The sequence below is a fragment of the Paenibacillus sp. DMB20 genome, assembly GCF_000987955.1.
In the GTDB taxonomy this organism is placed as follows: domain Bacteria; phylum Bacillota; class Bacilli; order Paenibacillales; family Paenibacillaceae; genus Paenibacillus_AQ.
The window spans coordinates 485,491-506,674 of record NZ_LAZU01000037.1 but is presented as its reverse complement, the minus strand read 5'-3'; the positions used below and the strand labels follow the sequence as shown (position 1 = coordinate 506,674).

General features: G+C 49.1%; 18 protein-coding genes and 3 pseudogenes. 18 read left to right on the top strand and 3 right to left on the bottom strand.

The annotated features are described in order from the left end of the window. Positions 1 to 37: 37 nt before the first annotated feature. A complete protein-coding gene (mnmA, locus tag XI25_RS23010) occupies positions 38 to 1,153 on the bottom strand; it encodes a tRNA 2-thiouridine(34) synthase MnmA (RefSeq protein WP_046680385.1) in 1,116 nt (371 codons plus the stop codon). 282 nt (positions 1,154 to 1,435) lie between these two features. Here mnmA and cymR point away from each other — a divergent pair, with 282 nt between their 5' ends. Both cymR and XI25_RS31565 read left to right on the top strand, forming a co-directional pair. Further along, on the top strand, positions 1,436 to 1,855 hold the full coding sequence (gene cymR, locus XI25_RS23005; RefSeq protein WP_046680384.1) for a cysteine metabolism transcriptional regulator CymR: 420 nt from the start codon (positions 1,436 to 1,438) through the stop codon (positions 1,853 to 1,855). 547 nt (positions 1,856 to 2,402) lie between these two features. Further along, positions 2,403 to 3,644, top strand: a complete 1,242-nt coding sequence (locus XI25_RS31565) for an acyl-CoA thioesterase/BAAT N-terminal domain-containing protein (RefSeq protein ID WP_052759717.1) — start codon at positions 2,403 to 2,405, stop codon at positions 3,642 to 3,644. A gap of 513 nt (positions 3,645 to 4,157) precedes the next feature. Here XI25_RS31565 and XI25_RS22995 read toward each other — a convergent pair. Further along, on the bottom strand, positions 4,158 to 4,940 hold the full coding sequence (locus XI25_RS22995; RefSeq protein WP_046680383.1) for an alpha/beta fold hydrolase: 783 nt from the start codon (positions 4,938 to 4,940) through the stop codon (positions 4,158 to 4,160). A gap of 341 nt (positions 4,941 to 5,281) precedes the next feature. On the opposite strand from XI25_RS22995, the gene XI25_RS35165 reads away from it, so the two are divergent. From XI25_RS35165 to XI25_RS22965, 6 genes are all read left to right on the top strand, one after another. Next, positions 5,282 to 5,383 carry a YjcZ family sporulation protein gene (locus tag XI25_RS35165; protein ID WP_152669197.1) on the top strand — a complete coding sequence of 34 codons (102 nt, stop codon included), beginning with the start codon at positions 5,282 to 5,284 and terminating at the stop codon, positions 5,381 to 5,383. 566 nt (positions 5,384 to 5,949) lie between these two features. Next, complete coding sequence (locus XI25_RS22985) at positions 5,950 to 6,627, top strand: response regulator transcription factor (protein ID WP_046680381.1); 678 nt, start codon at positions 5,950 to 5,952, stop codon at positions 6,625 to 6,627. A gap of 28 nt (positions 6,628 to 6,655) precedes the next feature. After that, complete coding sequence (locus tag XI25_RS22980; RefSeq protein ID WP_046680380.1) at positions 6,656 to 8,095, top strand: sensor histidine kinase; 1,440 nt, start codon at positions 6,656 to 6,658, stop codon at positions 8,093 to 8,095. A gap of 73 nt (positions 8,096 to 8,168) precedes the next feature. Further along, positions 8,169 to 8,990, top strand: a complete 822-nt coding sequence (locus tag XI25_RS22975; RefSeq protein WP_046680379.1) for a DUF3919 family protein — start codon at positions 8,169 to 8,171, stop codon at positions 8,988 to 8,990. Further along, complete coding sequence (locus tag XI25_RS22970; protein WP_442950428.1) at positions 8,981 to 10,030, top strand: ABC transporter substrate-binding protein; 1,050 nt, start codon at positions 8,981 to 8,983, stop codon at positions 10,028 to 10,030. Before XI25_RS22975 ends, XI25_RS22970 begins: the two co-directional genes overlap by 10 nt. A 3-nt stretch (positions 10,031 to 10,033) precedes the next feature. Continuing rightward, positions 10,034 to 11,377, top strand: coding sequence for an MFS transporter (locus tag XI25_RS22965; RefSeq protein ID WP_046680377.1), 1,344 nt, complete (start codon positions 10,034 to 10,036; stop codon positions 11,375 to 11,377). A gap of 174 nt (positions 11,378 to 11,551) precedes the next feature. Here the strand turns inward: XI25_RS22965 and XI25_RS32420 are convergent, their stop codons facing one another. Then, positions 11,552 to 11,860: an MFS transporter gene (locus XI25_RS32420; RefSeq protein WP_442950427.1), complete on the bottom strand. Its 309-nt coding sequence runs from the start codon at positions 11,858 to 11,860 to the stop codon at positions 11,552 to 11,554. 325 nt (positions 11,861 to 12,185) lie between these two features. Here XI25_RS32420 and XI25_RS22960 point away from each other — a divergent pair. The 10 genes and pseudogenes from XI25_RS22960 (at position 12,186) to mltG (ending at position 21,179) form a co-directional block, all read left to right on the top strand. Continuing rightward, positions 12,186 to 13,333 (top strand): annotated as a pseudogene (locus XI25_RS22960) (cysteine desulfurase family protein). A 146-nt stretch (positions 13,334 to 13,479) separates the two neighbouring features. After that, complete coding sequence (locus tag XI25_RS22955; protein WP_046680376.1) at positions 13,480 to 14,001, top strand: PRC-barrel domain-containing protein; 522 nt, start codon at positions 13,480 to 13,482, stop codon at positions 13,999 to 14,001. Between the two features lie 14 nt (positions 14,002 to 14,015). Further along, positions 14,016 to 14,225, top strand: coding sequence for a hypothetical protein (locus XI25_RS22950; RefSeq protein ID WP_046680375.1), 210 nt, complete (start codon positions 14,016 to 14,018; stop codon positions 14,223 to 14,225). A gap of 203 nt (positions 14,226 to 14,428) precedes the next feature. Then, a pseudogene (locus XI25_RS22945) lies at positions 14,429 to 15,497 on the top strand (AI-2E family transporter). Positions 15,498 to 15,915: 418 nt separating this feature from the next. Continuing rightward, positions 15,916 to 18,545, top strand: a pseudogene (alaS, locus tag XI25_RS22940) (alanine--tRNA ligase). 194 nt (positions 18,546 to 18,739) lie between these two features. Then, on the top strand, positions 18,740 to 19,000 hold the full coding sequence (locus XI25_RS22935) for an IreB family regulatory phosphoprotein (RefSeq protein WP_046680374.1): 261 nt from the start codon (positions 18,740 to 18,742) through the stop codon (positions 18,998 to 19,000). Between the two features lie 10 nt (positions 19,001 to 19,010). Then, a complete protein-coding gene (gene ruvX, locus XI25_RS22930) occupies positions 19,011 to 19,421 on the top strand; it encodes a Holliday junction resolvase RuvX (RefSeq protein WP_046680373.1) in 411 nt (136 codons plus the stop codon). Between the two features lie 18 nt (positions 19,422 to 19,439). After that, positions 19,440 to 19,748, top strand: a complete 309-nt coding sequence (locus XI25_RS22925; RefSeq protein ID WP_046680372.1) for a DUF1292 domain-containing protein — start codon at positions 19,440 to 19,442, stop codon at positions 19,746 to 19,748. Beyond that, positions 19,741 to 20,052: a DUF1292 domain-containing protein gene (locus XI25_RS22920; protein WP_046680371.1), complete on the top strand. Its 312-nt coding sequence runs from the start codon at positions 19,741 to 19,743 to the stop codon at positions 20,050 to 20,052. The genes XI25_RS22925 and XI25_RS22920 overlap by 8 nt, the downstream gene beginning before the upstream one ends. A gap of 89 nt (positions 20,053 to 20,141) precedes the next feature. Continuing rightward, a complete protein-coding gene (gene mltG / locus XI25_RS22915; protein WP_046680370.1) occupies positions 20,142 to 21,179 on the top strand; it encodes an endolytic transglycosylase MltG in 1,038 nt (345 codons plus the stop codon). Positions 21,180 to 21,184 lie beyond the last annotated feature (5 nt).

The following is a 21,184-nucleotide window of genomic DNA, read 5'->3' as shown; positions in this document are numbered from 1 at the left end:
AAACGTGCTCTTTGGCGTTCCGACGTTTAGCCTTGAATCAATAAGGCACTTTTTCCGCGTATTCGATCGTTCCGCCGCCAAGGCATTCCTCGCCTTGATAGAAGACGACGGCTTGTCCCGGCGTGATGGCCTTTTGCGGCTTCGCAAACGCCACGTGCATCGTTCCGTCCTCCCTGCGAGTCAGGGTAACGTCTTGATCGGGCTGACGGTAGCGGAACTTCGCGGTGCAGGTGAAGGAGTCCTTGGGCATGGCTTCCTCTCCCGCAATCCAGTTGATCCCGGAAGCAACCAGGCCTGTGGAATACAGGCTCGGATGGTCTCCCTGCACGACATACAGAATGTTTTTCTCCAAATCCTTATCGGCCACGAACCAGGGTTCGCCGGAGCCGGAGCCTCCGATCCCGAGACCTTGGCGCTGTCCAAGGGTATAATACATCAAACCGTCATGACGGCCTTTCACTTCCCCGGTTACAATGTCCACCATATCTCCGCCTTGAGCGGGAAGGTAGTGGCTAAGGAATTCTTTGAAATTCCGTTCGCCGATAAAACACACGCCGGTGCTGTCTTTCTTTTTGGCGGTGTACAGTCCGGCTTCTTCGGCGAGGCGGCGGACTTCCGGCTTAGGCAGGTGCCCGATCGGGAACATGGCCTTTGACAGCTGTTCCTGGTTAAGGGCGTTCAGGAAATACGTTTGATCCTTGTTGCCGTCCACCCCGCGAAGAAGCCGGAACATGCCGTCCTCCTCCACGACGCGGGCATAGTGTCCGGTTGCGACGTAATCGGCTCCGAGGTCCATCGCCTTGTTCAGGAATTCCCCGAACTTGATTTCACGGTTGCACATGACGTCCGGATTCGGCGTTCTTCCTGCCTTATATTCATCAAGAAAATAGGAAAATACTTTATCAAAGTATTCCTTTTCGAAATTGACGGTATAGTAGGGAATATCGAGCTGCTCGCAGACGCGGCGGACATCCTCGGCGTCCGCTTCGGCCGTGCAATAGCCAAGCTCATCGGTGTCGTCCCAGTTTTTCATAAAGATGCCGATTACTTCGTAACCCTGCTGCTTCAGCAGCAGCGCCGTTACGGAGGAATCGACGCCCCCCGACATGCCGACAACGATACGGGTGTTTTGTTTATCTTTTGACATCGTCATCACCATTTTCGTATTGAATTGTGCCCATGGACGTATTTTAACACAACAAGCCAAACTTCACACGTTTCGTTTGTCCACCGCAGAAGAACAATTTTCGTAAATTCGTCCCGGAAAATTACCCAAATGGACCGTGATTATGTTACCATATGCAGAGGGGATTGATCGGAATAGAGAGAATACTTAATGTAACCCGGTTTTTAACCATCGATTTGGCCGATTTCCCCCGTATAACACGGAAACTGAAGAAAGACCACATAAGATAAATTGAGAGAGGTGTCACCTTTGAAGATATCGACAAAAGGAAGGTACGGATTAACCATTATGATGGAACTGGCGGCCAAATACGGCGAAGGCCCGACGTCCCTCAAAAGCATCGCCGAGAAAAACCAGCTTTCGGAGCATTATTTGGAGCAGCTGATTGCCCCGCTCCGCAATGCAGGGCTCGTCAAAAGCATCCGCGGCGCGTACGGCGGCTACATTTTGTCCCGCGAACCGGCTAGCATTACGGCAGGGGATGTGATCCGGGTGCTGGAGGGGCCGATTTCTCCGGTGGATTTTACGGAAGAAGACGACCCGGCCAAGCGGGATCTGTGGCTGCGCATCCGTGACAGCATCGCCGAGGTGCTGGATTCCACGACGCTGGATAATCTGGTCAACTACCAAGAACAGTCCGCCGTGGACAATTATATGTTTTACATTTGACAGGGATTAGGAGTTGTTGAGGAAAAGTTATACCCACATGTTACCCGCAGGGCTTTAATTGTTGATAGCCCATTAAAATCGTCTGTGATTTTTAGCTTGCGATTTTGGGAGACGTGCAGATAGATAAGTTCTGTAGTTTTGGAGTTTGAAAAAGCTCTGCACCTCAAAAATTGCCGAAGAGTAACGTACAGGAGATCATTTTCCGCTGGATCTCTCCGGCGTGGCATAAATATCACAGAGAGGGAAATACGCAAAGAAAAGAACATTTCATAATCTTGCGAATCACCTGCGGCGAGCTCCCGGCATTCCAGAAGAACAAAACACAGACCCTACCGGCTTTACGTGCTGGTAGGGTCTGTGTTTGAGAATAGCAAAATACCGGGTCCGCCTGGTCCGACGGCCGGTGTTTCGTTCCGCCTGATTAGCTTTTGGCATGGGCTGAATTCATTCTTCAGGAGGATACCGCTCTCCTGCCGCAGCCGTTTGTTCGACTGGGCAGGTTTCCCTATTCTAAATAGGAAGCGATATTTCAAGGAGGAGTTTGATTATGGAGCAATGGATACAAATCGAGCGCGTTAGCGAGCTTGCCGATGAAACGGTCCGCATTTGTATTGGAGGATTGCAGGCAGGGCGCCGGTATACGATGTATGCCCGCATGTCGGACGACTTCGGAAGAGAATGGGAATCATACGCCGAATACCGTGCAGACGAGTCGGGATTTATTGCGGTCGCGAATCAGGCGCCGATCTCCGGGACGTACGAGGGTGTGGACGCGATGGGATTGTTTCGGTCGTTGAGGCTTCAAAATAATCCGCCTGGAATGATGCCGTATTTCCACAAGTTGAATACCGAGCCTCATACCGTAACGCTTGCGTTGTACGAAGGCGAGTCGAAGCTGGCGGAACAGACGCTCTCCCTTGCCTTCAAGAGCCGGGAAATCCACGAGGAGCTGGTAACGGACGGATTCGTGGGGAAATATTTCACTTCGGAGCACGGAACGAACTTGCCGGCGCTTATCGTGGTTGGCGGCTCAGGGGGCGGCTTCGCCTGGTCTGAACAGATCGCTTCACTTCTGGCTGCGCGCGGGTTCGCCGCGTTGGCGGTTGCCTACTTCGACTACGAGGGCCGGTACGGGCTACCTTCCGGTCTGGCAGAGATTGAGCTGGAAGCGTTCGAGCGGGCGGCGTTATGGCTGCGGGAGCGGAAAGAAACGGATGCCGGCCGCGTAGGGGTCATAGGCATATCCAAAGGTGCAGAGCTAGCGCTATTGTTAGGCTCTTACTTCCCGAATGAGGTAAAAACCGTCGTGGCTTTCGCGCCGTCATTGTATGTATATCAGGGCATTCGCATTGGAGAGGAAGATACGGTTTCGTCATGGTCCTATCGCGGGAAAGCGCTGGAGTATGTATCGTATCCGCCGGAATATAAGTCCAGCATGGACTTTGATAAGGCGACGCTTCGCGATATGTACATCCGTACGTTAGCGGACAAGGAGGCCATCTCCGGGGCGCGGATTCCGGTCACTCAAATGCAGTGCAACCTTTTGCTCGTTACGGGAGATTTGGATGCGCTGGGACCAACTTCGGAAATGGCGATTGAGGCGGTTGAAATTTTGAGGGGATGCAATTATCCGTATGAGATCGAGCATTTGCGCTATTCGAAGGGAGATCACAGTTTCTTTATCCCGAATTTACCGCCTAACGTTATAAGCCATCATGCGCATGCATCCGATATTGCTGCGGCAGAACGGGATGCATGGGGGAAAATGATCCAGTTTCTAAAACGATAAATAGCAACCAAGAATATGTCGAATAATTTTCTGGAAAGTGAATTGTTTGAACCCTGTAAATAGCGGGGTTCTTTTTTTTAGAGATAAGAAAGTATAAGCTTCGGAGACGCGGCTTCCTTGTATCGCAAAAAAAACTTCCGCTATATGCGGTCTGTCTTCTAAGAAATTACGTCGGTAGGCGTTTTTTTATGTTATGAGAGACTCATATTTGGTTATGATGCGAATGAATGTTTTTTTGAGGCGAACATGGTGGATAAATACATCGGTCGGATCGTCGAAATCATCTATTTAGATCGAAAAGAGGTTATCAAGCAGCGGAAGATTGAAGTGCTTGGAGTGCAGGAGGGACGGGTTAGAGTCTGGAGAGCAACGGGTATACGAAGAACGATGAGGATTCGCCGCCGATTCCGACGAGAAGAGAGGGCGGCGTTGATTATTGGACATTATATTGACAAATACCGTCAAGGCAACGGCTTCCCAGTGAGGCGTCGAATAACCGTCACTTGTGGAGGACTAGCCAATAAACTGCCTCAGCAGCCGGTTAAACTTATCGCGTTCTTCCCAAAATGCGCCATGACCGCTGTATTGGAACGGAACAAGCTGTGAATTTCTTATTTTTTGATTGAGCTCCTGAGCTTGCGCAAATGGAATCACTTTGTCGTGAATGCCGTGAACAATGAAAGTGGGGACAGATATTTTGGGCAGGTCAGAATATACATTCTCATCCCTTAACATAACTACTATTGCCGCGTTTGACCAACCTGCTGCCTGTAATCCCAACTGAAAAAACCAGTCTGAGAATGGACCTGTTGTATATTGAAAGAAAAAGGTGTCCGTTACTTCCCGCATCATCCGAGGGCGGTCATTTAATGCTTCATTTAGCAATCGATTTGCGGTATCTTTTTTAAAACCTACGGGAGCTGCAGCGTCTATGAGGACAAGTTTAGATACACCATGACCTTGATGCCGGGCCATATAACGGACGGCGATCGCTCCACCCGTGGAGTGACCCGCCAGCGTAAAGTTGCTTAGATGAAGTGCGTCGACTACGGAGCGAATATCGTCTGCCAGCCGGTCCAATGTATAGCCGTGAAATGGTTTATCCGAATTGCCGAAACCTCTCCAGTCTATTCCTATACAGCGGTAACCCATTGCGGGAAGAACATTAAACTGATATTCAAACTGTTTATGGCTTAAGGGCCAACCATGCAAAAAAACCACGGTCTTGCTGCCCCCAGGATTTAAATCCTCCACATATAAATTTACGCCTGGTTCTACATTAACATAATATCCCACGCCGTTTCCCCCAGTATTATTAAAGTGGCTTCAACAATAAGATACTCACTAGGCAAAAATAGGTGAAAACCCATTCTTGCCTTAATTTTCGAATTCTAATTCAAGCCTTTCATAGCTCCCAATTCCATAACTCGACAGCACGTTGACGCCGCATATGACCGGGGCGTGCCTCTTTCCGTCTTTCCTGCTACACGGCAAGTTTGTTCATTGAGAAACGGTTCCGCAACACCTCTTGTTCGCATCCTTTGGACATCTGTCCTGATCAAAATTGCCGAAATGCCCTGTCACAGGGCATTTATGTACATAAACTGTATCATCCATATACAAGGAGGAATGAACAGATGAGTTGCGTTAAATATGGTTACGGATATGGAAGTTCTGCGGCTATCGTTCTGGTGTTATACATTCTGTTGGTGATTGTGCTAAGTGCATTTTGGATTTAAGTAGCTATTTACTAAAAGCAGTTTGAACTAAAAATATATTTTTTTACCTGTGCAGTGGCTCACTTCGGAATGTCATTGTGAGCATTGATGAAAGGGCAGCGAGAAGGAATCGCCGCCCTTTGTGCTGCATTCCAGCAATTCCAGCCCCCATAATAAGCGCACTGCCCAGCTTGTACCATGTCCTGCTGACCAATAGATCCTTACGGAAATAAAACAGAGCTATCGCAGAGGCTGATACCGTAACAGCAATGGATAGACAAAATTGGTGTTGTTGTATGTAATTCCAATCATCTAGCTTCCATGCCAACATAATGCATGCCTGATATCCCTAACGTCATCAGCAAACCAGATAGAGCGAGTTCCATGATGCCGATCTTCTTTCGGTAAACAAAGAAATGCTAGATACAGATATATTAATTGGTGAACATTACCATTTATGCAAGCGATACTTATCGTGTACAGTTAGGAGTAAGTATGTTTATTACCGTACAACATGCCCGCAGCGGCCTTTTTCAAGGCTGCTTTTTTTTACGTATGTTCTGATGAACTATCACAAGGAGGACACCATGAATATTCTTGTTGTGGACGACGAAGAGAGCATCTTGAATCTCATCCGTCTCAATTTAGAAATTGAAGGCTTTACGGTACATGCCGCTGCTAGCGGACGCGCTGCACATGAACAGTGGCGGACACAGCAAATCGATTTAATTATTCTCGATGTGATGCTGCCTGATACAGACGGGTATCAACTGCTGCGCGAGTTCCGAAACAGCAACCCAGACATCCCTATCATTATGCTTACCGCCAAGGGGCAAATTAATGACAAGCTGCTTGGATTGCAGCTAGGTGCGGATGATTACCTGGTCAAGCCATTTCATAGTACGGAGTTGCTGCTCCGCATTAAGGTAATTGAGCGCAGACTTAATAAGCAAACGCAAAAAGACGGCAGCACTTCCTTAATCCAAACCGGACCGTTCCGAGTAGATCAAGCGAAGCGTGCTATTTACGTGCAGGACGAACCATTGACACTAACCTATCGCGAATATGATTTGCTTTTGCTGCTTTTAACGAACAAGCAACGTATCTTTACCCGCGACGATCTTCTGATGAAGGTATGGAAGCTCGATTATCCTGAAAATACGAGAGCCGTAGATATTATGATTCAACGACTTCGGAAGAAGCTCGGGGATGAAGGCGAACGCATTAAAACGATTTACGGTGTCGGCTATAAAATCGATTGCTGAACAGCCTATTGAATAAGGTGGAACACGGATGACTTTACAAAAACAAATTTATTTGGCACTACTATCTCTTTTTATTCCCGTCATGCTGTTTCTCTATATTGTGCTCGACATATCGTTGCAGAACAATATTTATCAATCCGCTGTACATTCCCTGCAGAAGCTGAGTATAGAGGCTCAAATTTATACGATCAATTATGTGGAACGCGAGCAGCAGGGCGAACCAAAAGAAACGCTTCAAAAAGGAGCTCCACTCATTGCCTCTTACTTGTCCAAACGGATGGGTGTCCGGGTTCAGATCATGAATATGCATCATCACGTCCTTGCGGATACAGAACGAGGTTCGCTGTCTTATGTCAATCAAGATGCGGAGCAAGCATTGCAGGGCACGAAATCCTATATGATTCAAAAAGCCTCTCCTTCGCCGCTGCTCCTATTCTCGAGTCCAATCTATGTGGACAATCAGGTCATCGGCTTGATTCGTTTCCTTCTACCGTTGAAAGAAGAGGCTCAATTGCTGAATCGAATGAATGCAACCTTTGCTATTACTTTTCTTCTTATTCTTGTCGTTGCTGTATTTATTGCAAATCGCTTCGCGAAATCGTTAAGCAAACCAATTGAGCAGCTTCGAGACATGGCGAAGAAGCTTGCCAGCGGCAACTATAGTACTCGCATTGAATTAAGCGCTTATGAAGAAATCAGCCAGCTCGCTCAATCCTTTCACGCAATGGCGGACGCAATCGAGCTGCATGTGGAGCAATTAAGCCGCGAGAAGGACAAGCAGCGCGACTTTCTAGATCGAGTAACCCACGAATTAAAGACACCGCTTACCGCGATTATGGGGCACTCGAATTTAATTCCACGTCTGAAAACAGCCGAGGATGTAGAACAGAGCTTGCATCATATATCCGTTGAAAGCGAGCGTATGCTTGCACTTGTCGAGGAATTGCTGACACAGTCCAAGTACGGCAGCTGTCCGTTCTCAGTATCTCCTACGATCTGTGATATTGCTTCGATTACAGAAGAAGCGGTGTATGTGGTTCAGCCTCGATTAGACAAATATCAGATTCAGCTTCACAATCAGCTTGTGCCTATGATGGTAGTGGCGGATCCTGACAAGACGAAACAAATCTTGTTGAACCTGCTTGATAATGCAATTAAGTATAGCGATGCTTCTGAACTAACAATTGAACATCATTTAAGCGAGCAGTATGTGTCGATCACATTCCATGATGATGGGTTAGGACTTAGTCATGAGCTTATTGAACGGTTCGAGAATGCTTCAGCAGATGATACGCTAAGCTCCAGCAAAGGCAATGGCTTCGGTCTGCTCATCTGTAAACAATTAATGGCCCAGCAAGGCGGAAAAATGTCTATCTATTCGGAGGAAGGGATTGGAACGACGATAACCCTGGCTTTTCGGTCACCGGCAGCACTAGATAAACATCCGCTTTCGATTTTCACGAAATAATACATTTACGAAACAATTACGAGGCGATTATGAAATGTTAATCGTTTATCCTATCCAAGGAGAATAAAGAAGGATGAACAAGTTGTTAAGGAATGCCTTTCTATTCGGAGGTGTCATTCTGGTGCTGACTATCGCCGGCTATTACTTGAATGAACAAGTCTATCAAAAAGTCGGCCTAATCCATGATAAGCATGAAGTACTGCAAAAAGTAAGCGATTCCCTTCCTGTGCAAGCAACTATCTTCCATAGGAAATGGGGAACTCTCCAGGTCGATGACGAGGTAAGTCTGCATGCTTTTGTATCCTATGTCGATCGCATCAAGCAGCAGTATGAACCGAAACAGATAAGGACGGAGAGAGATGAAGGACAAGCCATGTTCTCCGGGCGAATTCGCTATTTGAACGGAAATGAGCAGACCTTCTCGCTCGAGAATACCTTTACCCTTGGCAAGTGGTCTTACGGCCCTGGACACGAGACTCCAATGCTTTCTGCTATGCAGACACAGCTGTTAAGTTTGTTCTATACGCCGGAGCATTATGCGGAATTTATTCGCACATCCAAAGAGCTTACCTACCGTATAGATGGTGTTCAGGGAAGTATGCAAGATCGTGAAAAGGGTTACTTGGTATCTCATATCAGGCAGGCATCTGAAATGAAAGATCTGGTTGAAATTAAACAGCTGCTGCTGCGCAAGCAAAAGCCGCTTGGTTCTATTACCGCTTTCAAGCAGGATAATGAGATGCTGAATGAACGCAACAATCTGCTGCATATGGTCGTGTACGCTGATTATGTCGTCATGGAATACATGGGGGATGACAACGGCAATTCGATCTATTTGCGGACTGAATTGGAAACGCTACTTCACGGAATGAAAATAGGAGCACAATCAAGATGACACGATTCCTCTACCTTCTATTATTTATCTGCCTATTCACGCAGGCCGGCTGTACTAAAGATCAAAATACGATCACCGTAGATGAGCAAGGCGTGCCCCAGCTCAATGGGCACCATATCGTTGCATACGTCGCCGCTCGTGAGGAAGTCGGAAGCGCGTTGTTATCCTCCTTCTGTCAACAAACTGGCTGTACGTACGAGTACATCCGTTTGTCCACAGAAGAAATATTGCGCCGTGTCACACAGGAATCTGCCAAGCCGCAAGCGGATCTTGTTATCGGCGGAACGATTGACGCACATATGACAATGAAGCAGGAGGGTCTTTCCTCCCCTATCCGCAGCGCGAATCTCGCTGCCATTCCTAGCTCCTTTAAGGATGAAGACGAGTATTGGGCAGGATATGAAATCGAACAATTGTCTATTGCTGTCAATCGTGACCGTTGGAATAAGGAATTTGCGCCACTGGGCTTAACGATACCGACGAAGTGGGAAGATCTTCTGCTTCCTGCTTACCAAGGGAAAATCGTCATGCCCGACCCGAACTACTCCGGAACGGCGTATACATTCCTTTCCTCGTTGTACGAGTCATGGGGCGAGCAGAGGACAACGGTCTTTATAAAAGGGCTTATCCGAAATGTTGGACTTCTCACAGTGAACGGTTATATGCCAGTACAATATGTAAGTTCAGGCGAGTATGTAATCGGTATCAATTTCCTTGGAGATCAGCGTAAGCTACGCGATGCAGGATTCGATCTTGTTAGCAGTGTTCCGAAGGATACGAGCTTATCTGTGAATGGGATCTCTAAAATTCGGAATGCGCCTAATGAGACCGCTGCGGACTGGTTCATAAATTACAGTTTGTCCCAAGAGGCGGCAACTGTTCTGGAACAAGTATCGTTCGGCACTCCTACCGTTCATCAGAACGAGCGGGATATTTCGAATTCGGCTGTACTTCCCGTACACAGCTCACTACGCAGACATGAACAAATTTTGAATCAATGGAACAACTTGCGTGCGGACACAAAAGCTCAAGGAGAATGAGAAATGTTTGGATGGTTGAAAAAGGCTCCCGCCATACCTCGATTGCCGGAGCACATGATTGCGAAGATGTACAGAATGTTTCGTATTCGTACATTGATCGGCATTTCTGTCGGTTATGCAGGTTACTACTTAGTACGTAGCAACTTTACGTTATCCACACCTTATTTAAAGAGTGAGTTTGGGTTCAGCCCTTCTCAAATTGGTTTGTTGAGCGCGGCACTGGCCGTCACTTACGGGATAAGCAAGTTTTTCATGGGGAACTTGGCAGATAAGGCCCATACGCAGCGCTTTATCGCTGTTGGTTTGTTTTTGTCTGCCATAATTAACCTTATCATGGGGTCTTCTTCCACGTTCGGTCTCATCTTCATGCTGCTTATCGCGAACGGGATGTTCCAAGGCATGGGTGCCCCTCCTTGCAGTATCGTTCTGGCAAACTGGTTCTCGAAGAAAGAGCGCGGTACGTATATGGGAATCTGGAATACGTCGCATAATATCGGCGGAGGCCTCATTGCGCCAATCGTCGGTGTTGCATTAGGGATTCTCGGCTCTGCTTACTGGCAATCCGCAATTTTCGTCGTTCCTTCGATTATGGCCATGATTATCGCCGTATTCGTATGGTTCTCAGGCAGAGATACACCACAATCGATCGGCCTTCCTCCAATTGACGAATATCGCAACGATTATGATGATGTAGAACGCAATCCAAATGGCGACAAGCTGTCCATGTCAGCAATCTTGATTAAATATGTACTTAGAAACAAATTCATCTGGTACCTGTGCTTGGCGAACGTATTCGTGTACTTCATTCGCTTCGGCGTCTTGAACTGGGTACCATTATACTTGACGGAAGAAAAAGGCTTCACGCAATCGCAATATCATGTTGCATTTGCTGTATTCGAATGGGCAGCCATTGTGAGCTCGCTCGTTGTCGGTATTCTTAGTGACAAGTTGTTCAAAGGCAACCGGATGCCGCTCTGTATTATCAGCATGGTCGGCGTCGTATTGGCTACGCTCGTGTATTGGCAGTCTTCGAGCGTCCTCGCAATTACGATCGCCGTATCCGTTATCGGCTGTCTCATCTATGTACCGCAGTTCTTGATCGGCCTTAGCGCAATCGACTTCGTACCGAAGTTCGCTGTAGGTACAACGGTTGGTTTGACTGGTTTGTTCGCTTACCTGTTCGGTAACTTGACTGCAAGCGCACTCGTTGGATTCATCGTCGAATCCTCCGGTTGGAACGGTTGCTTCCTGATGCTGCTTGCAAGCGGTGTATTGGCAACACTCTTCCTGACGATGATTCAAATCGGACGTAAGAAGCACATGCAAAAAATGGCTGCTCAATCGTGAATGAATTAAAGCATAGTTACGAAATATGAACAAAAGATACCCACTGCTGGCGACTATTGAGCCTCGCCAGCAGTGGGTTTTCTGTAAGAATATAACGTGCTATTGTTCCGGTTATTTCCTCAGAAAAAATAATGATCCTGCGGCACATCGATCCATAGGAATGATAGTGGCCTGTCAAAAGTGCAGGCAAGTATACAAGGATTGCAAAGTACAGAAAGAAATACAAGAAGCTAAGAATGAGAATTCCTCTGCCTGCAGAAAGACAACAGATATCACAGCAAGGATCCAGAAGATACCGGGATAACTGTACCTTTCCCCGATAAAGCCGCCAAGTACCCGTGCATCTGCAGGGGCAATGGACAGCAGCATCTGATAAGTTCCCATCTCGCTTCCTCGTCCTGCTCCATGAAACAAGTTACCGATTGTCGCCGCCGCAATCAATGGAATCGCGGCTGTTCCGACGGCTTGCAATGCTCGAAACATCAAGAACCAAGCAAAGTCCTTCGTAAACCGCACAACCAATGCTGGCAGTTATGGCAATGACAATACTAGGCATCAGAATGAACCGCGCCTCCTTGTAAGATAGGACATAAAATAATATACTAAAGGATGCAACGTTTGCACTAATTGCAGCCGAGTTGCTGAAGTTCTTTCAAAAACTACGCATAAAACCGGCGATTATTAGCAAACGAGCATGTGATTTATAATAGGATAGGGTACGCAGCAAAAATCCACAGAATAAGGTGAATGAATCATGATGGCAATCAACAAATTTACAGACAAGATGTTCTATATATAGGTGAAATCCATGAAATCAATCTATTTGGACCATGCCGCTTCCACGCCGGTTCATCCGGAGGTTGCGGAAGAGATGCTGAAGGTCATGACAAGCCGTTTCGGGAATGCCTCAAGCGTTCACGCATACGGCAGGGAAGCGAAAAAGATCGTGAACGGGTCGCGCGACAGAATGGCGGCCCTTTTGGGGTCTGCACCGGATGAACTGGTATTTACTTCCGGCGGGACCGAGAGCGATAACCTTGCGATTTTCGGCACGCTGGAGGCTGTCGGCCTTGAAGGCAAACACGTGATCACTTCGGCCATCGAGCATCATGCCGTGCTGCATACCTGCAAGGAGCTGGAGCAAAGGGGCTGCGAGGTTACCTATGTCTCCGTGGACCGCACGGGCCGTGTATCCGCTCAGGAGATTGCGGACGCCATCCGCGAAAATACCGTACTGATCACCATCATGTTCGGCAACAACGAGGTAGGCACCGTACAGCCGATCCGGGAAATCGGAGAGCTGGCAAAAAGCCGCGGCATCGTATTTCATACCGACGCCGTGCAGGCCTTGGGAACGGAGCCTATTTCCTGCACGGACTTACCCGTGGATTTATGGAGCTTTTCGGCTCACAAAATCAACGGCCCTCAAGGGATGGGCGCGCTCGTCGTCAAGAGTGGACATGCCTTGTCCCCCCGTCAGTTCGGCGGACTGCAGGAGAAAAAAACGCCGTGCAGGAACGGAAAACATGGCGGGCATTGCCGGTTTTGCCAAAGCCGTTGAACTGGCCGTCAATGGACTGGATGAACGAAGAGATTATTACGGCAGCCTTCGGGACGCGCTTGTCGGGGGACTGATGGAATCGGCCGGGGAGGATTCTTTTGTCATTAACGGGAACCCCGAGTTCTATATGCCGCATATCGTTAACATCAGCTTTCCCGGTACCGATACGGAGACGATGCTGATGAATCTCGATATGGAAGGCATTGCTGCCGCAAGCGGTTCGGCCTGCACCTCGGGCTCGCTTGAAATATCGCATGTGCTGCAGGCGATGGAGCTTCCCGAAAATGTTTTGCGTTCCGCGATTCGTTTTAGTTTTGGTTTGGGTAATACTACTCAGGAAATGGAGTACACGGCCCAAAAAAATTGGAACCATCCTGAAACGGCTACGTAAATAACAGTTAAAGGATTTTCTCCTGTACGAGATTGGGGGTATGAGTAGTTCCATTTCATCCTTTCGAAACCGGCATCGTTCGCTGCATGCATTTGATGAATAGGCGTAACGGTTTCAATTGAATTGAGGATGGGGAGGCGTCCATACAACATGAAACTTCAAGAAATGATCGGACTGGCTGTATTCGACGTGGAGAATGGCAAGGAAATTGGCAAAATCCACGATTTTATACTAGATGAGAACTGGATCATTACCGGATTGGAGCTTGAAGGGAAGGCTCTTTTTTCCTCATATGTGAAAACCGTAGCATGGGAAGATGTTGCTGCGTATGGAGAAGACGCCGTCATGATCCGGAGTGAAGAGGCCGTTCAAAAAACGGAAGCCGATAAGATACCATTGACGTACATCTCAGGCCGGCGGAAATTAAAAGACATGCAGGTACTGACAGGGGACGGTGTTTTGCTCGGACGCATCTCGGATGTTTATTTTGAGCAGGAACAGGGCAATACAATACTAGGATTGGAGATTTCCGACGGTTTTGTATCGGATTTGATCGAAGGCCGTAAATGGCTGCCTTGCACCACTGAAATGGTAATCGGCGCGAGTGCCGTCATGGTGCCTCCGCTGAGTGAACAGCGTCTGGAAAAAGCCATTAATTCTGCGAACGGATAGGGTGTGTTTAGGATATGAAATGTCCAAATTGCAGTTCCAAAGATATTGGGAAAATTGGTTCCCACCAGTTTTACTGCTGGGGATGCTTTATCGAACTGACGGTCAACGGCGAGAAAATGTCAGTCTACCAGGTTGAGGAAGACGGTACGCTCAGCTCGCTTGACGATTTGTTTTTCGGTGATGAATTCCAGCAGGATTTCCCTCATATGCACGCATCCAGTTAAGAAAGCGTACATATTATAAGGAAACGAAAAGAGACTTTTGCTTTTGCGGTTGCAGCAGAGCGGGGGTCTCTTTTTTTTCGCATAAAGCCGTTCAGGAACGTTCAAACATCCAATGTAATCGGCACCTGCAGGTTGTAAGATTAATTTTGGGGGCTCGTACATATACTTACAGGGTAAGCCAGTCCGAAAGGAGAGATTGCCCTGTGGAACAGCTGACGGCAAACAAGTGGTTCCGATTTTTGATCTGGCTGCTGCTGGGACTTATCGCCCTCTATTTTGTGTGGCTGCTGCGGCCGTTGTTTTTGAATGTGTACCGGTTTGCAAATGCGGTCTTGGCCCCTTTTCTCGTGGCTATGATCATATCCTATGTGCTGAATCCGATCGTATGCATGCTCTCTGACCGGAAAGTGCCGCGAAGTATTGCCGTGCTGTTGATATATGCGGTCTTTTTTGACTTGTCTTGCCGTGATCCTCATGAACATGATCCCGATGCTGATCCGTCAGCTGGAGGAATTAAACGAACATCTGCCGGAATTTACGATGCATGCGCAGAGCTTGATGACGAACCTGGACAGCAGGCTGCTGCCGCCGGGCGTCCGGACGGGGATGAACAGCTGGTTTTTTCAGATGGAGACAAGGCTTGCCGACGGCATTTCTTCTTTCATGGACAATATCGGGGCGACCATCAACGTCCTGTTTAACGTGTTTATCGTTCCTTTTCTGATATTCTACATTTTAAAAGACTTCGATGTGTTTCAGCGGACGGCGGTATCTTATCTTCCCCGGAACAAGCGGAAAGCCATTGTTACGCTGCTGAGGGAAATCGATACGGCGCTTGGCAATTATGTGCGGGGACAATTCCTGGTGTGTCTCATCATCGGGGTGTTTGCCTACATCGGTTACATCGTGATCGGGATGCCCTACGCTCTCCTCTTTGCCAGCATTGTGGCCATATTCAACATCGTTCCTTACCTGGGGCCTTTTCTCGGCGCCGCTCCCGCGTTATTGATGGCCTCGACCATTTCATGGAAAATGATGCTTCTCGTTGCCACGGTCAACCTGATCTGCCAACTGCTCGAGAGCAACGTCATTTCGCCTCAGGTGGTGGGTCGCAAGCTGCATATGCACCCGCTGCTGATCATTTTTGCGCTGCTTGTCGGAGGCCAGCTCGCGGGAATGGTGGGACTGATTCTGGCTGTCCCTGTCTTTGCCGTAATCAAGGTGCTGCTGCAGCACTTTTTCGCCTATTACGTAAGACGGAAAAGCGGCTGAACCAAGCGTCCCGACACGCATTGACATATAGTTTAGCCATAGATATACTTGAAAATATTGAGGTTTATATGTTTGCAAATCGATGAGGAAAACAAGTAGGCAGGCGTTCCTTTCCCAGAGAACAGGTTCCATTGGATTTTTAGACCGATGGCTGCGAGAACCTGAAAGCGTTGCAGGCTGAAATGCTGATTTCCGAGTGTGAGACAAACTCACCGGGTGGCCCCCGTTATCGAGCCGATACAAGGCGATCAACTGACGGGCCGGCCATTCTTTGAACATGGGGAATTACGGTCTATTAACAGGGGATAACCAGGGTGGTACCGCGAGACAATCGTCCCTGATTTTATTCAGGGTCTTTTTTTTTGTCCGAGACCTGCTAAGGCAGCCGGACTGCATATTGAGACTGGAGGCTATAATCATGAAAGCTAGTGAAATCCGCTCCAAATGGCTGGAGTTTTTTGCGGAGAAAAGTCACAAAATCGAACCGAGCGCGTCGCTCGTTCCTCACAACGACCCGTCTCTTCTGTGGATCAATGCGGGCATGGCCCCGCTTAAGCCATATTTTGACGGCCGGGTGAAGCCGGAAAATCCGCGCCTTGCCAATTCCCAGAAGTGCATACGTACCAATGATATCGAAAACGTCGGAAAAAACGCGCCGGCACCATACTTTTTTTTGAAATGCTGGGCAACTTCTCCATCGGCGATTATTTTAAGGAGGAGGCCATAATCTGGGCATGGGAATTCCTGACGGACAAGAAATGGATCGGGTTCGATCCGGAACGCCTGTCGGTCACGGTTTATCCCGAGGATGAAGAAGCGTTCAAACTTTGGCATGAAAAGGTCGGCCTTCCCGAAAACCGCATCGTGAAGCTTGAGGATAATTTTTGGGATATCGGCGAAGGCCCGTGCGGACCGTGTACCGAAATTTTCTACGACAGAGGCGAGGCCTACGGCAACGACCCGTCCGACCCGGAATTGTATCCCGGGGGCGAGAACGAGCGTTATTTGGAAGTATGGAACCTAGTGTTCTCGCAGTTCAACCATAATAAGGATGGCAGCTATACGCCGCTTCCCAACAAAAACATCGATACCGGGGCGGGTCTTGAGCGTTTTGCTTCCATTCTGCAGAATGTGGAATCCAACTTCGATACGGACCTGTTCCAGCCCATCATTCAGCAAACGGCGGCATTGGCCGGCGTAAAATACAATGAGAAGCCTGAGTATGACGTTGCGCTGAAGGTTATTGCCGACCATATCCGCACGGTTGCTTTTGCGGTAGGGGACGGCGTGCTTCCGTCCAATGAAGGCCGCGGTTACGTCATCCGCCGCCTGCTGCGCCGCGCCGTCCGTTACGGCAAGGTGCTCGGACTGGACAAGCCGTTTATGTACAACCTGACGAAAACCGTCGGCGACATTATGGGCGTGTACTATCCGGAAGTGGTGGAAAAGCGCGAATTCATCGAGAAGGTTATCGCAACCGAGGAAGAACAGTTCCACAAAACGCTGTCGGACGGCCTGAACATCCTTGCGGACATCAGCGCGCAAGCGAAGGAACAAGGGCGTACGGAAATCAGCGGCAGCGATGCGTTCAAATTGTACGACACGTACGGATTTCCGTTCGACTTGACGGAAGACTATGCCTCCGAGCACGGCCTGACCGTGGACCGCGAGGGCTTCGACGCCGCCATGAAAGAGCAGAGAGAGCGTGCGCGCGCGGCCCGTCATGAAACGGAAAGCATGAAGGTTCAGGGCGGCGTTCTGTCCGATTATACGGTTAAAAGTGATTTTGTTGGATATAATGACACCGTCCACGAAGCGAAAGTGCTGGCGATCGTGTCAGGGGACGGTTTCGTGGATCAGGCGGGGGAAGGCCAGTCCTGCCAGGTGATCCTGGATGCTACGCCGTTCTATGCCGAAAGCGGCGGACAGGTTAGCGATCAAGGCATATTTGAAGGAAACGGCGTCCGCGCACGGGTCGAGGGGCTCTTTAAAGCGCCTCACGGACAGCATGTCCATCTGGTCATCGTGGAAGCCGGGGAACTGAAAGTCAATGATACCGTAAAGGCTGAAGTGGATCGCGAGAAGCGTCAAAGCATCATCAAAAACCACACCGCGACCCACCTGCTCCATAAGGCGCTCAAAGAGGTCCTCGGCGAGCATGTCAACCAGGCGGGTTCCCTTGTTGAGCCGCAGCGCCTGCGTTTCGATTTCTCGCACTTCGGAAGCATTACGCCGGAAGAGCTGGCCAATATCGAACGTCGGGTAAACGAGCAGATCTGGAAGGGAACGGCCGTGGTGATCGAGCATAAATCGATCGACGAAGCGAAAGCCATGGGGGCCATGGCGCTGTTTGGCGAAAAATACGGCGACATCGTCCGTGTCGTTCAGGTTGGAGATTACAGCTTGGAGCTTTGCGGCGGCTGCCACGTCGAGAATACGTCCCAGATCGGAATATTCAAGCTGCTCGGCGAGAGCGGCATCGGCTCCGGCGTTCGACGGATTGAGGCCGTGACAGGCCGGTACGCTTACGAGTTTACAGAAGGACAGGTTGACCTGCTCAAGCAGTCTGCCGGACTTCTGAAAAGCAACCTGCAGGATGTGCCGAAACGAATCGAGGCCTTGACTCAACAGGTGAAGGAGATAAGCCGCGAGAACGAGTCGCTCCAGGGCAAACTGAGCGCAATCGAGGCCGGACAGCTTGCCGACCGCGTTGTTACTGCCGGGAATACGCGGCTGCTAGCGGCAGAGGTACAGGCCGGAAGCATGGATGCCCTGCGTACGGTGGCGGATGAGCTGAAAGGCAAAATGCCCGACACCGTTATCGTTTTGGGCGCAGTTACGGGAGATAAAGTGAATTTTGTCGTGGCCGTTCCCCAGGAGCTGGTCAAGCAAGGCCTGCATGCCGGAAAAATCGTTAAGGAAGTGGCAGCGGTTTGCGGCGGAGGCGGCGGAGGCCGCTCGGATATGGCGCAGGCCGGCGGAAAGGATGCATCCAAGATAGCGGATGCTCTGAAGCGAGCGGAAGAACTCGTGGCTGAGGCCGTGTAATTCTGCGCTTACCTGTTTATGGACATTAAAATTTCGCTTCAGATTTCCTTAGTGGATGATGAATATGTTATGATAGAAGCAGATCAAGCTGGTAAATATTTATTCGACGAAGCATGTCTATCAGTAAATGTTCAAAAAATCGGTTTTTTGAACAACCTCTATAACATGTTCTTTGAAGAAGCGAGGTGTCACACATGGACTCCATGGATAAGACAGTCAAGTTCAATGTAAAAGGTGATGAGAAGGAGGCTTCCGCCCGGGACATTATTTTGTCGGTATACGACGCATTGGTCGAGAAGGAATACAATCCGATCAACCAGGTTGTCGGCTATCTGCTGTCCGGGGATCCCGCTTATATACCTCGGCACAACAATGCCAGAAGTTTGATCCGGAAGAAAGAGCGAGATGAATTGATTGAAGAACTGGTCCGGTTCTACCTAGCCAGTCACCGTTAGGAGTGCAAGGATGAAGATCATGGGATTGGATTACGGGGACCGTAGAATTGGTGTCGCGCTTAGCGATGCGTTCGGTTGGACGGCTCAAGGGCTGGAAGTGATCGAACGCCGCAGGGAGGGCATTGAATTGGAACGGATCACCGCCCTGGTGAAAGAACACGAGGTAGGTGAGATCGTGGTCGGACTGCCTAAGAATATGAACGGCAGTATCGGTCCCCGGGGTGAAATCTGCATGGAATTCGCGCAAACGCTGCGAGACTCCCTGTGCTTACCCGTTCACCTTTGGGATGAACGGCTTTCCACGGTATCCGCTGAACGGGCGCTGCTGGAAGCCGATGTCAGCCGGAAGAAGCGCAAGCAAGTCGTTGATAAGATGGCTGCAAGCTTGATTTTGCAAAACTACTTGGATTCTAAAAGGTAAAGGTGAGGGTGATAGCAGATGACAAACGAACAGATTGGCATGGAAGAGGAACCGGAAATTATTTATATTCCAGATGACGAAGGCAACGAAGAGGAATTCGAAGTCATTATGAAGTTTGAAGTGGACGGATCCGACTCGAAATATATGATGGTCGTTCCGGTGGAAGCTGCGGATGAAGATACCGACGAGGTATACGCCTTCCGTTATGAGGAAGACGGCGACGATTTGAAATTGTATATGATTGAGGACGACGAGGAATGGAGCATCGTGGAAGAAACGTTTAACACCCTCGTTGAAGAACTGGACGGGAGCCAAGGAAATGACTGATTTTTCTGCTGATCAGGTGGTATGGACCCAGGCTTTGAAGGAAGCCTTTGGAGAAAGCGTGGAGCTTCGGGACGAGAAGGGAAACACCGATGTTTACGATATTGCCGCCGAGTTTGAGGTGAATGGTCAGGGATATGCCATTCTGGTGCATCCTGACCGGAAGCATGAGGAGTACGAAGTTCTTCGGATCGTGAAAGCCCAGGATGGAAGCCTGGAACTTGCGACGATCGACGATGATGAGGAATGGGAAAATGTCTCAGAATTGTACGATGAACTAACGTTCCCTGAAGAAGACGAGTATTGATGATCGTTCTTCTTCAAAGCGGGTAATTTCAAATGTAGTCAGGAAAGGGCGGAGCAGTCCGCCCTTTTTGGTGTGAAGGGGATGAATGCATGAAGAAACTGATCGTGGCGGCTTTGGTGCTTATCTTGATCGCCGGTGGGGCCGGATTCTACGTCTGGAACGGGATCAAGCCCGTCCAAAGCTCGGACCAAGCGGTTGAATTTACGATAGAACCCGGGATGAGAACGGCTCAAATAGCTGAGCTGCTGGAACATAAGGGACTTATCAAGGATGATTTCCTGTTTAAGGGTTACTTGAAACTGAAAAATGAAGGCAGCCGGTTCATGGCCGGTACGTATGAGGCGAAACCGGGCGTAACTTATGACGAGATTATAGCTAAGATGAACAACGGCGAGGTAAAGCCCGAGGAAATGGTTAAGTTTACCATTCCGGAAGGATACACGGTGCTTCAAATGTCGGAAACCATCGCGAAGGAGAGCGGTTTGAACGCTCAAAAAATCGTGAAGCTGGCAGATCAGGCCACCGGCTGGGAAGCGCCCATTGTCCAGGAAATTCCGGAGGATGCCGCTTTGCGCCACCATCTGGAAGGCTATCTGTTCCCATCTACGTATGAGCTTCCCAAGGATAGCACCGAAGAGGACGTTATACAGGTCATGCTGGGCCAGATGGAAAAAAGACTGAAGGACATCCCGAATTGGGAAAGCTTATTGAAAGAACGCGGCCTTACTCTGCACGAGTTGATTACCGTCGCGTCGCTGGTGGAGCGGGAGGTCGTGGCGGATAAGGAACGCGGGCTGGTCGCCGGCGTAATCTACAATCGTCTCGAAAAAGACATGAAACTCGAGATTGACGCGACCGTACAGTATCTGCTCGACAAGCCCAAGGAACGTCTGCTCTATAAGGACCTTGAGGTTGACAGCCCATATAACACATACCGGAACAAAGGGCTGCCCCCGGGGCCGATTTCCAGTCCTAGCCTGGCTTCGATCGAGGCCGCTTTAAAGCCGGAAAAATCCGATTATTTATTCTATGTGACGAAAAAGGACGGCACCCAGGAGCACCTGTTTGCCAAGACCTACAAAGAGCATTTGAGAAATATTGAAAAAAGCAAGAAAATGGCACAATAGCAATA